General features: G+C 46.2%; 12 protein-coding genes. 10 read left to right on the top strand and 2 right to left on the bottom strand.

Features of this window, described 5'->3' with window-relative positions; genetic code table 11:
* Positions 1–155: 155 nt before the first annotated feature.
* The 9 genes from MKY99_RS28685 (at position 156) to MKY99_RS28645 (ending at position 11,225) form a co-directional block, all read left to right on the top strand.
* Positions 156–1,961 (top strand): DEAD/DEAH box helicase, encoded by a 1,806-nt coding sequence (locus tag MKY99_RS28685; RefSeq protein ID WP_339267656.1) that lies wholly within the window; start codon positions 156–158, stop codon positions 1,959–1,961.
* A 199-nt stretch (positions 1,962–2,160) separates the two neighbouring features.
* Complete coding sequence (locus MKY99_RS28680) at positions 2,161–3,024, top strand: M15 family metallopeptidase (protein WP_339267654.1); 864 nt, start codon at positions 2,161–2,163, stop codon at positions 3,022–3,024.
* A 147-nt stretch (positions 3,025–3,171) separates the two neighbouring features.
* A complete protein-coding gene (locus MKY99_RS28675; protein ID WP_339267652.1) occupies positions 3,172–3,648 on the top strand; it encodes a glutathione peroxidase in 477 nt (158 codons plus the stop codon).
* Between the two features lie 250 nt (positions 3,649–3,898).
* On the top strand, positions 3,899–5,533 hold the full coding sequence (locus MKY99_RS28670) for a formate--tetrahydrofolate ligase (protein WP_339267650.1): 1,635 nt from the start codon (positions 3,899–3,901) through the stop codon (positions 5,531–5,533).
* Positions 5,534–5,870: 337 nt separating this feature from the next.
* Positions 5,871–7,235, top strand: a complete 1,365-nt coding sequence (locus MKY99_RS28665; RefSeq protein WP_339267648.1) for an FAD-dependent oxidoreductase — start codon at positions 5,871–5,873, stop codon at positions 7,233–7,235.
* Positions 7,236–7,510: 275 nt separating this feature from the next.
* The gene (locus MKY99_RS28660; protein WP_042131410.1) at positions 7,511–8,338 is read left to right on the top strand and encodes a formate/nitrite transporter family protein; all 828 of its coding nucleotides are present in this window, start codon (positions 7,511–7,513) and stop codon (positions 8,336–8,338) included.
* Between the two features lie 433 nt (positions 8,339–8,771).
* Entirely contained in the window at positions 8,772–9,992 is a 1,221-nt protein-coding gene (locus MKY99_RS28655; protein ID WP_076297928.1) for an MFS transporter, read from the top strand.
* A gap of 77 nt (positions 9,993–10,069) precedes the next feature.
* The gene (locus MKY99_RS28650) at positions 10,070–10,600 is read left to right on the top strand and encodes a GNAT family N-acetyltransferase (protein WP_339267645.1); all 531 of its coding nucleotides are present in this window, start codon (positions 10,070–10,072) and stop codon (positions 10,598–10,600) included.
* Positions 10,581–11,225 carry an MOSC domain-containing protein gene (locus tag MKY99_RS28645; RefSeq protein WP_339267644.1) on the top strand — a complete coding sequence of 215 codons (645 nt, stop codon included), beginning with the start codon at positions 10,581–10,583 and terminating at the stop codon, positions 11,223–11,225. Before MKY99_RS28650 ends, MKY99_RS28645 begins: the two co-directional genes overlap by 20 nt.
* 93 nt (positions 11,226–11,318) lie before the next feature.
* Here the strand turns inward: MKY99_RS28645 and MKY99_RS28640 are convergent, their stop codons facing one another.
* A complete protein-coding gene (locus MKY99_RS28640) occupies positions 11,319–11,867 on the bottom strand; it encodes a GNAT family protein (protein WP_339267642.1) in 549 nt (182 codons plus the stop codon).
* 230 nt (positions 11,868–12,097) lie between these two features.
* On the opposite strand from MKY99_RS28640, the gene MKY99_RS28635 reads away from it, so the two are divergent.
* Positions 12,098–13,804 carry a glutamine--tRNA ligase/YqeY domain fusion protein gene (locus tag MKY99_RS28635; protein ID WP_339243816.1) on the top strand — a complete coding sequence of 569 codons (1,707 nt, stop codon included), beginning with the start codon at positions 12,098–12,100 and terminating at the stop codon, positions 13,802–13,804.
* Between the two features lie 81 nt (positions 13,805–13,885).
* On the opposite strand, the gene MKY99_RS28630 is transcribed toward MKY99_RS28635, so the two are convergent.
* On the bottom strand, positions 13,886–15,109 hold the full coding sequence (locus MKY99_RS28630; protein WP_262495582.1) for an MFS transporter: 1,224 nt from the start codon (positions 15,107–15,109) through the stop codon (positions 13,886–13,888).
* Between the last annotated feature and the right edge of the window lie 171 nt (positions 15,110–15,280).

Genomic DNA, 15,280 nt, shown 5'->3' with positions numbered 1-15,280 from the left:
GGGGTTCTTCCGCTTTTGTTTGAATATAGCTGAATCGGAAGCATACGCCCCCAAAAGGACAGTCAAGTAGGGGCTGCCTGAATAGGGCTTTGGAAGACGGAAGTTAAGTAAGAGATGTAATCAAATTTAACTGAGAAAATAGTGAGGTGGAGAATTTGCCGGGATTTAAAGAATTAGGTGTTTCAGAATTACTGTGTACATTGCTTCAAGGTCAAGGCATCGTTAAGCCTACACCAGTGCAACAGGAAGCAATACCGCCATTGGTGCAGGGTCTGGATGTAATTGCAAGAGCGAAGACAGGTACAGGGAAGACATTGGCTTTCTTGCTGCCAATTATGGACAAGATCCACACGGAGCGAGCTTATCCGCAGGCGCTAATTATGGCTCCAACACGTGAGTTGGCTTTGCAGATTACAGAAGAGGCACGTAAGCTGGCGCGTCATACGGATATTAAAATCTTGGCCGTTTATGGTGGTCAGGATGTTGAGAAGCAGCTGCGTAAGCTCGAAGGTGGCAGACATCTTATTATCGGTACACCGGGCAGACTGCTAGATCATATGCGCCGGGAGACGCTCGATCTTAGTGGCGTTAAGATGCTCGTTCTGGACGAAGCGGATCAAATGCTGCATATGGGATTCTTGGAGGATGTAGAGACCATTATTACGGCTGTTCCTTATCGCCGTCAAACGATGTTGTTCTCTGCGACGATGCCAGATCCGATTAAACGTCTCGCAGCTAATTACATGAAAGAGCCTCTGGATATCATTATTAAGAGTGGTTCTCCGATTCCGCTGGATAATATCAAACAGCAAGTCGTGGAAGTCTCGGATCGTAATAAAGAAGAGGCACTCAAAACATTGATTGAACGGGATCGTCCTTACTTGGCTATTATTTTCTGCCGGACCAAACGTCGGGTGTCCAAGCTGAACGAAGCACTCCAAGCAGCAGGTTATGATTGTGATGAGCTGCACGGTGATTTGTCTCAAGGTAAACGCGAAGGTGTAATGAAGAGATTCCGTGATGCGAAGCTGCAGCTTCTTGTAGCCACAGATGTAGCGGCTCGGGGGCTGGATGTCGAAGGTATCACTCATATCTTTAACTACGATATGCCACTTGATGTGGATAGCTATATTCACCGGATCGGCCGGACAGGCCGTGCCGGAGGCAAAGGGCTAGCAATTACGTTCACTTCTCCACGTGAGCAAGATGGACTAGACCTGATCGAGCATGGCATTTCGCAGCGTCTGGATCGCCGCCGTTACGACAAGGATGAATTCGGCGTTGGCGAATTCGTTGCAGTACAAGGCGGCGGACGCCACGGCGGTCGTCAAAGCGGCGGCGCTGAGGCAGCGCGCACGGGCCGCGGACCGAAGACCGGCGGCTCTGGCCGCGGCGGTGCTCCGCGCGGCGAAGGCGGAGCGCGGCAAGGTGGCCGCGGCCGCGGTAAGGAAGCAGGCGGCTGGGGCGCGCCTGCAGAAGGTCGCCGCGGTGGTCGTTCTGATGCGGCGGCTGGCAAGCGCGGCGGCAGCGGCTTTGATGCTGCCGCACCTAAGGGCGGCGGCAAGGCTGCCGGCGTAGTACGAGTAGGCGGCGGCTATGGCGCCTTCGCCTCCAGAGGCGATGCGCCAGCTAGCGGCAACGCAGCAACACCTAGCAGCGCCGGTTCGCGCGGTGCGAACCGGAAGGGCGGCCCAAGCACTGGCTACAGCGAGAACGTAGCCAGAGGTGCAGACGGCGGCGCTTACGTTGGCGGCACACCACGAGGCGGCTTAGGCAGCGGCTATGGTACAGGTCCGTCTAGAGGCGGCGGCAAAGGTGGTAAAGGTAGCAAAGGCGGCTATAGCGGTGCCAAGGGTGGCGCTGGTAAAGGCGGCCGCAACAGCGGAAATACGGGTTCCTCACGGGGTGGACGTGGTAGCTCCGGCGGCTTTAAAAGCGGCGGCAGAGGCACATCCAGATAATGTGAGTGGAATTTCATAACTAAAACTTGTTACCATAGAAGTTAGCGGACAAGCTAACTCCCTATGGTAACTTTATTTTGTAGGCACAATTATCCGAGCGATATTTGTCTAAAAAAGGATCTTAGTGTAACATTTTTGAAGGAAAGCTTGTCTAATAGATAAATAGAGTGTTTCGACTTCGAGGAGGAAGATCTTGCAGATGTCAAAAAAATTAAAAATAATAATCTTGTTAATTGTCGTTATTGCTGTTGGGTGGGGGATTGGGAAATATACGACGCCTTCTCCTTCTGCTTCAGATAGTAGCGGTTCCAATATAAATGTGCAGGATGATCTTCAAGCTGAGCCTGGTGAAGATGGAAATAGCACCGAAGAGGGCATAACAGACCCAGTGGTAGCTAACCCATCTAATACAACGGATCCCTCTGATCCGTCCGAACCGGATAGTAACGGTAAGGGAAATAGCACTGATGATTCTTTTAAAGAGCCTGACAGCATAGCTGTGATGGTGAATAAGGAGTATGGACTGCCGGAGAACTATAAGCCAACGGATCTAGTCTACCCGGAAGTGCGTTTTACATTTAAAGAGAAAATCGAGAAGCGTATGATGCGTAAGGAAGCTGCCGAAGCATTAGAGAAACTGTTCGCAGGCGCAGAGGAAGACGGGATTTACTTGGCTGGCGTTTCGGCCTACCGTTCTAAGGAAACCCAAACAAGGCTGTTCAATCGTTATGTTGAGAAAGACGGAGAAGAACTGGCTCGTACTTACAGTGCCGTGCCTGGCTATAGCGAGCATCAGACAGGGCTTGCTATCGATGTCTCAGGAAGTGACGGGAAATGTGCTGCGGAGAGCTGTTTTGGTGGAACGAAGGAGGCGGAGTGGCTAGCGCAGCATGCAACCGAATATGGTTATATCATCCGCTTTCCAGAAGGAAAGCAGGATATTACAGGATATAAGTATGAGCCTTGGCATATCCGTTATGTGGGCAAGGATATAGCTACTTATATTGCGGATAAAGGGATTACGCTGGAAGAATATTATGATGTCGTACCCGTATCCAAATAACAAAGTGATAGAGAGCAGTCCTAAGAAATACATAGGACTGCTTTTTTTATCTTAGTGTTTACAGAAAGTGTCGATAAGTTGCATTCTGTTACAATTCGGGTAAGATACGTAGTGTAGTCTAAGTACATGGAAGGAAGGGGAATTAGGATGTCGATCTACAATTTTTCTGGCGTTACACCTTCGGGTAAAGAAGTGTCATTTACAGAGTATGAAGGTAAGGTAGTGCTGATTGCCAATACGGCTAGTAAATGCGGACTTACACCGCAGTATGGGGATCTCCAGAAGCTATACGAGCAGTATAGGGATCAGGGACTTGTAGTATTAGGGTTCCCCTGCAACCAATTTGCGGGTCAGGAGCCGGGTACAAGTGAAGAGGCAGAAGAATTCTGTCAGATTAATTATGGCGTTACATTTCCTGTGTTTGCCAAAGTGGATGTGAATGGACCGGATGCCAGCCCTCTTTTCAATTATTTAAAAGAGCAGCAGCCGGGTACTGGCGACAGCAGTGATATCAGCTGGAATTTCACGAAGTTTCTTATTGATCGTGGCGGTAATGTAGTAGCTCGTGTGGAGCCAAAGGAATCGCCAGAAACGATGACAGAACAGATTGAGTCCTTACTGTAGATCATTTAGGGACTGATGAATTGTTATTTTACAAGTATCCTTTCGACCTCGGTCTTTGGCCGGGCCTCGACGGGATTTTCTTTTTTTACATAGGAATATAGAATAGGCGCCTTAAATTTTGTTGTGATAAATTATACTTGACGCTTTACAGAGACCATGTATTCTTTGAAGAGAATGTAATGCCCATGCAAAATATGCATAAAGCGTGGAATACAGCAGGATAATAACGGCAGGAGGGTTCAATACAAGCATGAAGTTAATTACAGAGGTAGCAGCACAAGCGGGAATTGGCGAAGAGCATCTGGAACTATACGGCAAATATAAAAGTAAACTTTCACCGTCCTTATGGGAAGACATGAAGAACAAACCAGATGGCAAGCTGGTATTAGTCACTGCGGTGAATCCAACCCCTGCTGGCGAAGGGAAGACCTTAACAACCATTGGGCTGGCACAGGCATTGAACGCAGCAGGAGTAAAGACCGTGGCTGCCTTGCGGGAACCATCCCTCGGACCATGCTTAGGCATGAAAGGCGGTGCCACGGGCGGCGGCAAGTCACAGATCATTCCGGCAGATGAGATTAATTTGCACTTTACGGGTGATATTCATGCGGTGACTTCTGCACATAATTTATTGTCTGCGATGATTGACAATCATATCTTCCAAGGTAATGAGCTGGGTCTTGATCCGCAGCGTATCGTTTGGAAACGCGTGATGGATATGAATGATCGCAGTCTGCGGAATATTGTGACAGGGCTCGGAGATGGAAATGGAGCCGTGCGGGAAAGTGGATTTCAGATTACAACAGCTTCTGAGATTATGGCTGTATTATGCCTATGCGATAATCTGAGTGATCTCAAAAAGCGTCTGAACCGTATTTTGATTGGGTATGACCAAGAGGGACAGCCTGTAACGGCCGAGCAAATAGGGGCAGTTGAAGCGATGACAGCGCTGCTGAAGGAAGCAGTTAAGCCTAATCTGGTGCAGACTTTGGAGGGCACTCCTGTTATTGTACACGGTGGTCCATTTGCGAATATCGCCCATGGCTGCAGTAGTGTTATTGGTACTCGTTATGCACTCAAGCTGGGAGATGTTGTGGTTACGGAAGCAGGCTTCGGAGCGGATCTTGGTGCAGAGAAATTCATGGATATCAAATGCCGGCAAGCGGGTCTAACCCCTTCAGCGGCAGTGCTTGTCGTGACGGTGAAATCCTTGAAATATAACGGTGGTGTACCTAAGAATGAGCTCCAAACGGAGAACCGGACGGCGCTGCGCTCTGGATTGTCTAATTTGGAGCGTCATGTAGAGAATCTCGGCAAATTTGGGGTGCCTGTTCTTGTTGCCATTAATCATTTTGAAGGCGATAGCCCAGAAGAGATTAATGACGTTGTGGAGGCTTGTCGCCGATTGAACGTTCCTGCGGCAATATCCAAGGTATGGGCAGAAGGTAGTGCGGGCGGACAAGAGTTGGCTTCGGAATTAAAGAAACTTCTGGATCATAGCGACACTGAACGTTTTGCTCCTTTGTATGAGAATGAACTCGACATCTCTTCCAAAATCACCAAGATTGTTCGCGAAATTTACCGTGGTGCGGAGGTTAACTTTTCCCCTGCGGCCAAACGCAGCCTAGCGGTGATTGAGCGTCTTGGGTTAAATAATCTTCAAGTATGTATGGCGAAGACCCCTTATTCCTTCTCAGATCAGCCTAGATTGCTTGGCGCTCCAGAAGGTTTCACGGTAGGTATCCGTGATATTACCCTTTCGCTTGGTGCAGGGTTTGCTGTAGTGATTACGGGCAATATCGTTACGATGCCAGGTCTACCGGCTAAGCCAGCTGCTGAGGCACTATGGATGGATGAGGATGGCGTGATTCACGGTTTGGTGTAGATACAGTTTATTATCAGGCTTTTCCCTGTTGGTTTAGGGGAAAGCCTTTTTTTGCGCGTTATAAGAAAGTATATCCTGAGGGGGCAGAACATAATGTCCTACGCCCATGGCAAAGCTAACGAGGTCGCAATCGGCAGCAGTGACGGAAAATGCTTAAAATTGTGAACAATCTGAGAATATAGGCGAAAAGACTTGTAATGTGATAAATATCACAATATAATCAGTTTATAAAGTGAAATAAATCACAATTAACTCATCGGTGATCAGATATCTAATTTGGTCAGTCAAGCAATTCGAATATATAACCAGGTTGTCCATTTGAAGGAGGAAGAAAATAATGAAAGTAGCTGTCATTGGATGTACCCATGCCGGAACTGCCGCAATTGTAAATACTGCCAAGCTTCACCCGGAAGCCGAGATTACGGTTTATGAGCGTAATGATAATATTTCTTTCTTATCTTGTGGAATTGCTTTATACGTAGGTGGAGTGGTCAAGGACCCGCACGGGCTGTTCTATTCTTCCCCTGAGAAGCTTGCTGAGCTTGGTGTAAAGACCAACATGCGTCATGAAGTGACCGTTGTGGATACGAAGTCCAAAACATTGCGTGTTCGCAATTTGGTAACCGGACAGGAGTTTGACGATACCTACGATAAGCTGATTATGACTACGGGATCATGGCCGATTGTACCGAAGCTCGAAGGGATTGAGCTGGAAGGCGTCTTGCTTTGCAAGAACTATGATCATTCCAATACCATTATAGAAAAAGCTAAACAAGCGAATAAAATCACAGTCGTAGGCGCTGGATATATCGGCGTTGAGTTGGTGGAAGCCTTCCAAATGAACGGAAAGCAAGTTACGCTGATTGATGGTGAAGATCGTATTTTGAATAAATATTTGGACCCAGAGTTTACTGCGCCGATCGAACAATCCTTTAAGGATCATGGTATTAAATTAGCGCTGAATGAGAAGGTAAGTTCTTTTGCTGGTGAAGGTGGTAAAGTTACCAAGGTTATCACAAGCGAAAGGGAGCATGAGGCGGATCTTGTAATTCTCTGCATCGGCTTCCGTCCGAATACTGAGCTGTTAAAAGGTCAAGTGGATATGCTGCCAAATGGCGCAATTCTGGTCAATGATTATATGCAGACTAGTTGCCCAGATGTGTATGCCGCTGGTGACAGCTGCGCGATTCATTACAACCCTACAGGTAAGCACGCTTATATTCCACTGGCAACCAATGCCGTACGGATGGGCACTTTGGTCGCACGTAACTTAGTGAAAGAGACGATTCCTTATATGGGTACTCAAGGGACTTCGGGCATTAAGATTTTTGAAGATAATATCGCTGCTACCGGTCTTACTGAAGAAGGGGCTAAGGCTGAAGGAATGGACGTAGAAACTACCATGATTATTGACAACTACCGTCCAGAATTTATGCCAACCTTCGAGCAGGTGCAATTAAAAGTGGTATTTGATCGCGCCACACGCCGCATTCTCGGAGCGCAAATCTTGTCCAAGACGGATTTGACGCAATCGATCAACACAGTATCTGTATGTATTCAAAATAAAATGACAATCGATCAGCTTGCCTTTATCGATTTCTTCTTCCAACCTCATTACAACAAGCCTTGGAACTTCCTGAATACAGTAGGACTCGAATCGCTACCGGCATCAGTACCAAGCAAAGAGGCAGTAACCGTATAATTTAATTGCCTGTGAACAATAAAGTTGGGTAAACCGGAGCCATATATGGCCCCGGTTTTTTGTGATTGATGCTGGTACTATTTACCTTTAAAATAATATGGAGCCTATTCTTACAATTGTAATTATGGATGCGCTTCGTTAAAATTGACATGTCAGTGAAAAGTTTCACTTAGTTTTTCATTAAGTGATAATTATCACGTTAATGTGTTTTATGACACGCTACAATGGTCGTAAAGGAACAAATTTTAAGTAAATAGATGAAGGGGATAGGAATCATGGCTTATAATAAACCGCAGCAGATTGCCGCAGTCACGGTCGAGAACGGCATAAAAAAGGCGCACAATCCTTTAAGCACCGTACTAATTCTGGGCTTTCTGGGAGGAGCGTTTATCGCGCTCGGATTTTTACTGGATATTCGCGTCATTGCTGGCGCACCACATGAATGGGGATCCATCGCTAACTTTATTGGGGCAGCTGTCTTCCCTGTCGGATTGATTCTAGTACTGCTTGCAGGGGGAGAATTGCTGACAGGCAATATGATGGCTGTGCCACTTGCTTTTATGGCGAAAAAGATATCCTTCTGGGAAGTGATTAAGAATCTCGTATTGATTACCCTGAGCAATCTAGCGGGAGCTTTGTTTGTAGCTTACTTTTTCGGTCACGTGGTTGGTTTAACCTCTGACGGTGTGTATTTGGAAAAATTAGTGGAGATGGCAGGACATAAGCTTGAGGCAGACTTCTTGCCGGCATTTGTTTCCGGTATCGGTTGTAACTGGCTTGTAGCTTTGGCGGTATGGCTCTCCTATGGAGCAGATAACTTCAGTGGCAAAATCCTCGGTATCTGGTTCCCAACGATGGCTTTTGTAGCTATCGGCTTCCAGCACGTTGTAGCCAACATGTTCTTAATTCCGGCAGCTATTTTTGAAGGTTATTTTTCATGGGGAGAGTACTTCAACAATTTTGTTCCGGTATGGCTAGGAAACTTGACGGGCGGTGCGATCTTTGTTGCGGCAGCTTATTGGATGGCTTACCTGCGCAAAGAGCCTGCATCTATTCAGTCCGTGGACAGCATGTCCGGCAGCGGTGTAAAAAAACACGCCTAAACCTATCTTATAGAGCACTCCTTAGAATAGTTGAGGGGTGCTTTTTGCTGTATAGACAAATAAAATCCGCCGTGATGTATCCGAGCTCGGGGGAACGAATTCGGATGCACAGCGAATTTTAAAAGGGGGAGTGTTTCTAGGCTCTATTACCCCGACTTTGTAATAACGAAACACTTCATTATTGTTTAGTCTACTTTACGGACGACAGCGGCAACTATAAAATATAAATAGATAATAGAAATAGGGAGGAATGCGGACGTGAAAGGTGCTACTTTTTTCTCAGCTACGGCAGAAGTTAGTCCTAAATAAGAGGTGAAGTATACTCAGACTTTATCACGATAGCACGTCAATGCGTCTGCTTGCCCTGAACCCTGTTTTGGGATAATACTGGATGGAATAATGACACATATATTACAGGGGATGTACACTACTTATGAAGTTTTTACAGAATTATCCTAAAGAAGTTAAGATATTTTTAATTGCTAGTCTTATTAATGCAACGGGTAGTGCACTGATGTGGCCATTGGTTACAATGTATGTTTTTGATGAGCTTGGACGCAGCATGTCGGATGCTGGATTAGTGATTCTTATTCAATCAGTTGGAGGAATTGTGGGTCAACTACTCGGGGGCTCACTCTATCATAAGGTAGGCGTTAACCGGCTGATTGTTGGAGCGCTGGGCATGAATGCACTTGCTCTGTTCACTTTGCCGGCAGCAAGTAACAACTGGACGTTATTTATGGTCGCGATGGGACTGGTAGGGCTCTTTAATTCACTGTCCTTACCTGCGATTCAGGCATTTATCGGCTTTCGTTTTACGAAGCAGCGCGGAGAGTTGTTTAATGTTATTTATGTCGCTAATAATATTGGTGTAGCACTGGGTACGGCGTTAAGTGGTTTTTTGGCCGATATTTCTTATATGCTCAGCTTTGTGATGAACGGCGTAACTTCAGCGGTATTTGCGGTATTCTTTTTTGTATATCTCAAGAAAGTCGGAGGAGATTCTCCACAGGAGGTCGCAGAACACCAGAAGGCTGGTCCTGACAAACAATCTACCTGGAAGCTAATGGGGCATACACGAATTTATCTTTATATGGGTATTGCCTCGATGTTCCTACTATTAGGGAACTCTATCTGGAATACAGGGGTATCTCCGTTCATTATTTCTGAGGGCTGGCCTAAGAAGACTTATGGTTTTCTCTGGACGCTTAACGGAATTCTCATTTTTGCAGCTCAGCCGCTCGTAACAGTAATTAAACGCTGGTTCGCATCTACCTCAACGGCGCAAATGACAGTAAGTGCTCTATTTTATTTGGGTGGGTATGCTGTTCTTTTATGGATGCCGACTTATTCAGGTCTAGTGCTTGGGATGGTACTCGCTACGCTTGGGGAAATGCTGATATCTCCGGCCATGCCTTCCTTTATTTCGGATCATGCAGGTCGCAGTGCTCCTTTCTATTTAGGGCTAAGTGGAGGCATGGGGGCAGTCGGCAGGGTGATTGGACCATACTTAATGGGTAGGTTATACGATAGTGGAGGTTTAGCGCCTACCGCATGGTTGGCATGTGCGATGGCACTGCTGTCCGTAGGATTCTTTATCGTTCATGCGTATATCAACCGCCGAGGAAATTCATTGGAGCGGTCAATAGGATAGTTGAGAGTTGAGCATAGTGGATTCAAATGATCTACTGTGAATTCTATAGAGGTGCAAGGCAAGGGGTGTACATCTTTATGAAACTTAGCAACAGGGATAGGTTTATAATAAGGTTCTCAGAGATTAAAGACGTGCGGGAACTGATTCATCTGGATCATATGATCTGGACGGAGAACACTAGCCCGGGGCCATTAATGTGGCGTTCCCAAGAGGATTATCTACTGAATGCTCCCCCGGGTTCGCAGCTAGTAGCACTAAAGGATGACAAGCTATGCGGATATGTTGGGTTTGGCTGCCCTAGTCGAATGGAGAGTAACAGGCATGTGTGCGAGGTCAATATTGCTGTTCATCCGGATTATCAACGTTTAGGTATTGGCCGGCAGCTCATAGAGGCTATTAAGGAACACGCCGCAGATAACGCCATTCGTAAGCTGCGTCTACGCGTATTATCCTGTAATGAATCAGCGCTTTCTTTTTATCGTAAATGCGGGTTTGTGGAAGAGGGACGTCTGCGGGAGGAGTTTTATCTTGGCGGTCGATATGTGGATGAAATCTTTATGTGCTGCATGCTGACAGGAGGAGAAGGATATGGAGATCATCTCGCTTAATGTGGGGCGGCCGGTAACAGTGGATTATCGGGGGAAACCTTTGGAGACTGGGATTTATAAAATGCCTGTAGAAGGATCAGTTCAGCTACATATGAGCGGATTTGATGGAGACGGGCAAGCAGACCTTAAACATCACGGGGGACCTGACAAGGCAGTTTGTGCCTACCCCATCGAGCATTATCCCTACTGGGAGCAGCAGCTTGGGAAGAAACTGGAATACTCTGCCTTCGGGGAAAATATAACAACTGCCGGCTTATTAGAGACAGATGTGTGCATTGGCGATGTGTACGAAATAGGTACCACTGTGCTGCAGGTCAGCCAGCCACGTTATCCTTGCTTCAAAATCTCACAAAAGCATGGCCCGGCAGATCTCCCGGCCCAAGTGCTGGATACTAGATATAGCGGATTTTACTTGCGTGTGCTTCGTGAAGGAAAGATCTCAACCGGAGATGCGATTGTCAAAAAAGAAAGTGGAGCTGGCGGTGCGTCCGTGGCGCATGTACTACATTTAATGCAAGTGGGGCTGCAAGAGGAAGCTGCACTGGCAGCTCTTGCGGAGCTAGGAACTCTCTCCGCCGTAGTGCGGAACAAGTTTCGAAAACAGCTGGGTCTGCCGGAGAGTTAAACACTATCTACAAACCAAAATAAGCCTGGAGGCGTGTGCCTTCCAGGCTTATTTCTATTTATGAGCTTATATGTGTTGCTTGCTTAGCCTAACTTAGCCGAGCAGCTGCCATTCACTACGTAATAAACCGTATACGGCATGGTTGACGTAGCCGTCAGGCAGTTTCTCTGACTGTCTAATCACACCCTCAAGGACAAAACCAAGCCGTTCCGGGATCGCCCGGCTGGAAACATTTCCGGTCGCGCAGCGAATTTCTACACGCTGCAGCTCCATTTCCAGTAGTGCATAGTCTACTAGCACCCGACAGGCACTGGTCATATACCCTTTACCTTCATATCCTTCACCCAGCCAGTAGCCGATCCCAACAGATCGGTTATGCCAGTCAATCTGGTGATACCCAATAACACCGGCGAGCTCACCGCGAACCCATAGTCCAGCGGTAAAAGCACCATTGTCAGTGCTTTGTTTAACCGCATTTTTGATGAAATTTAGAGTGTGGTCCTGTTCCGTAACGGCATCCACCCAAGGGAGCCATTGTCGTAGTCGTTCCCGTGAGTGCTCTACTAACGCGAACATGTGCCGAGCGTGCTCTGGCATTAGCGGCTTTAACATCAGCTCTTCATCGATGACATAATTAAACAAGCGGTTGCCTCCTTTTTGGCACAAGGCCTTATGTATGATTATGGATTATTTCTTATGATTATCATGCTACTCTATCGCCCTGACAGAAGTCAAAAGGTCTAAAGACACTAAAAAATGATCCGTGCCTTGTGCCCCCTTTTATTGAACAATCTACGCTTAACGGGTATATTAGTAGGAAACATGTTTATACAAGAAGTAGTGTAACACTACAGAATGAAAGGTTGATAGCTGTGGAGAACCGTAGCACCCCCTCCAATTTTATTAAGAATGTTATTACCGAAGACCTCCGTACCGGTAAAGTAAAGGAAGTTATCACACGCTTTCCGCCGGAGCCGAACGGTTATTTACATATCGGACATGCCAAGGCGATCTGGATTAACTTTACACTGGCGGACGAGTTCGGTGGCAAGACTAACCTAAGATTTGACGACACGAATCCGGCTAAAGAGGATACGGAATATGTAAACTCGATTCAGGAAGATGTAAAGTGGCTCGGTTATGAATGGGAAGAGCTGCGTTTTGCATCTGATTATTTTGAGGAAATGTACAAACGTGCCGAATTATTAATTACAAAGGGCAAAGCCTATGTCGATGACCTCAGTGCGGATGAAATTCGTCAATTGCGTGGAACGCTGACGGAACCAGGAAAGAACAGTCCGCATCGTGATCGTAGTATCGAAGAGAATTTGGATCTGTTCCGGCGTATGCGTGCAGGCGAATTCAAGGACGGTGAGAAGGTTCTTCGCGCCAAGATTGACATGGCGTCACCGAACATTAACCTCCGTGATCCTGTAATTTATCGGATTACACATGCACATCACCATAATACAGGCGATAAATGGTGTATCTACCCGATGTATACCTTCGCTCATCCGTTAGAAGATGCTATTGAGGGGATTACTCACTCCCTTTGCTCGCTCGAATTTGAAGATCAACGTCCATTCTACGATTGGGTTGTAGCTGAATGTGAGATGCCAGCTGTCCCTCATCAATATGAATTTGGTCGTCTGAATCTGGCTCAAACGATGACTAGTAAGCGTAAGCTGAAGCTGCTTGTAGACGAAGGACATGTGGATGGTTGGGATGATCCACGGATGCCTACGATTTCTGGTCTACGCCGTAGAGGATATACGCCGGAAGCGATTCGTAAATTCGTGTATGAAGCGGGTATCTCTAAGAGTCAGGGTCTGGTGGACCTGCAAATGCTGGAGCACTTTATCCGTGAGGATCTTAAGCTAACTGTACCGCGTACTATGGCTGTGTTACGACCGCTTAAGGTTGTTATCACCAATTATCCTGAAGGTCAAACAGAATGGCTTGAAGCGGAGAATAATACAGAGAATGAGGAAATGGGCGTACGTCAAATTCCGTTCTCGCGTGAAATTTATGTTGAGCGTGATGACTTTATGGAGAATCCGCCGAACAAATATTTCCGGTTGTTCCCTGGTAATGAAGTACGTCTGAAGCATGCTTATTTCATCAAATGTAATGAGGTTATTAAGGATGAGAATGGCGAGGTAGTGGAGCTGCATTGTACGTATGATCCAGAAACGAAGAGTGGAAGTGGATTTACAGGCCGCAAGGTAAAAGGTACGTTGCACTGGGTTGAAGCTAGCCAAGCGGTTCCTGCGGAATTCCGTCTATACGAGCCTCTGATTTCTGCTGAAGATGCGGATGAGGCTGTGGAGGTTGAAGGTTTGGATTCCTCGGTAGAGAAATCGGAGCCTAGCTTCTTAGATCAGCTTAATCCTAAGTCTATAGAAATTCTGCAAGGGTTTGTTGAACCTGCGCTTAAGGATAGCGTGGCTCAGGATAAATTCCAGTTCTTCCGTCATGGCTATTTTAATGTGGATAGCAAATATTCAGCGCCTGGACATCTCGTATTCAATCTTATCGTTTCACTGAAGAGTTCATTTCAGCCTCCTAAACAAGGCTAAACAGATAAATTAATCAAGGTAACAACAAAAAGCAGGCTCAAACGTCCCGAATAGGTACGTTTGAGCCTGCTTTTTGTTGAATTATAATGCTTCGATGTCGAAGATCTCTTCATCTTCCTCTGAAGGGGGGCGATACCCACCACGGCTAACAAAGAGCCACATGAAACCAAAGCCAAGCGTTCCAATAAGCGTCAAAAATACACCCGTCTGATACATGCTTTGTGCACCCAGATACTGATACATCCAACCTCCGAGAATACCTCCAATGAAACCGGATATCCCACTCCAGCTTAGGGTGTAGAGCGCTTGTCCGGAAGAGCGATAAGGCCGTGGAATCAGGAGCATCGTCAATTGGGTACCTACATAGAAAAAGCCGCCGAACGTTATGCAGTGTAAAATTTGAATGAACACCACTTGAAGGGCAGTAGTCGCATCAGCCATAAACCACCAACGCAGAACGAACAAACCACTGACCAATGCAAGCCAGCCGAGCAAAACAGAAATTTTACGTTTCAGGAACCGGTCACAGAGAACGAATACGCCCACCTCCAAAATGGAGGAGAGGAATACGGCAAGACCGATCATTTTTTTAGAGCCGCCCAGATCCGTAATATACAAGGATATAAATGTGGTGTTCATAGTGTTTGGAATGGATACCAGAATACCAAACAATAAAAAACACAAGAAAAAAGGATTGAAAATCAACTTACTTAAGCCCTTATACGGCATCGGAGCTCTCATAATGGTATGGTTAATTTTAGGCAATACAAGAACGGATAGGATTGATGCACCTAGTAACGCTGTAAGCAGATAGGTCAAGATGGATACATCAGCCCAATCCAGGATAAAGCCGGCGACAATCGCAATCACTGCCCACCCTATTGAACCCCAAAGCCGGAAAGAACGGAAGCGCTGATTAGTTCCGTCAATATAGCTGAGAATCATCGTGTTGCTTTGAGCAAATAGTGGTCCTTGGAAGAAATAGAACAAAATAATGGCGTTGTAGATCGTTTCATATGTATTTGCTCGAAACATAAACTGTGAGAACACTAGCGTTCCGAATAACATTAGCAAAACGATACGCCGTATATTCTGAGAACGGTCTGTTAAGAACGCCCAAAATGGATTTGCAAATATGGATACTAGCGCTCCCATAGAGAATAAGACACCAATCTCTAATTTGTTCATCCCTACATCCAGCAGGTATAGTTGAAAGAAGCTGGTGAAGAGGACCATGGTTCCATATACAAAAAAATTGAACCATTTTAAAGACGTGATAGAAGATGGAATAACGCCTTTTCGCAAATGGTTCACTCCTTTCTCACTAAATATCTTGCATGGAGTAGAGTGGCCAATAGTAGGCCCTTCTATCACTGTAACACGTGTTGAAAAGGGATACAAACACCCTTTTTTACTTTTTTACATTATTTTGGGTTTTATTTATGTTTGAGACGATAAGCGACAAAAAATGCGTGA

This window comes from Paenibacillus sp. FSL R5-0470 (assembly GCF_037975205.1).
In the GTDB taxonomy this organism is placed as follows: Bacteria; Bacillota; Bacilli; order Paenibacillales; family Paenibacillaceae; genus Paenibacillus_AQ.
This window is presented reverse-complemented; position numbering and strand designations above follow the sequence as displayed.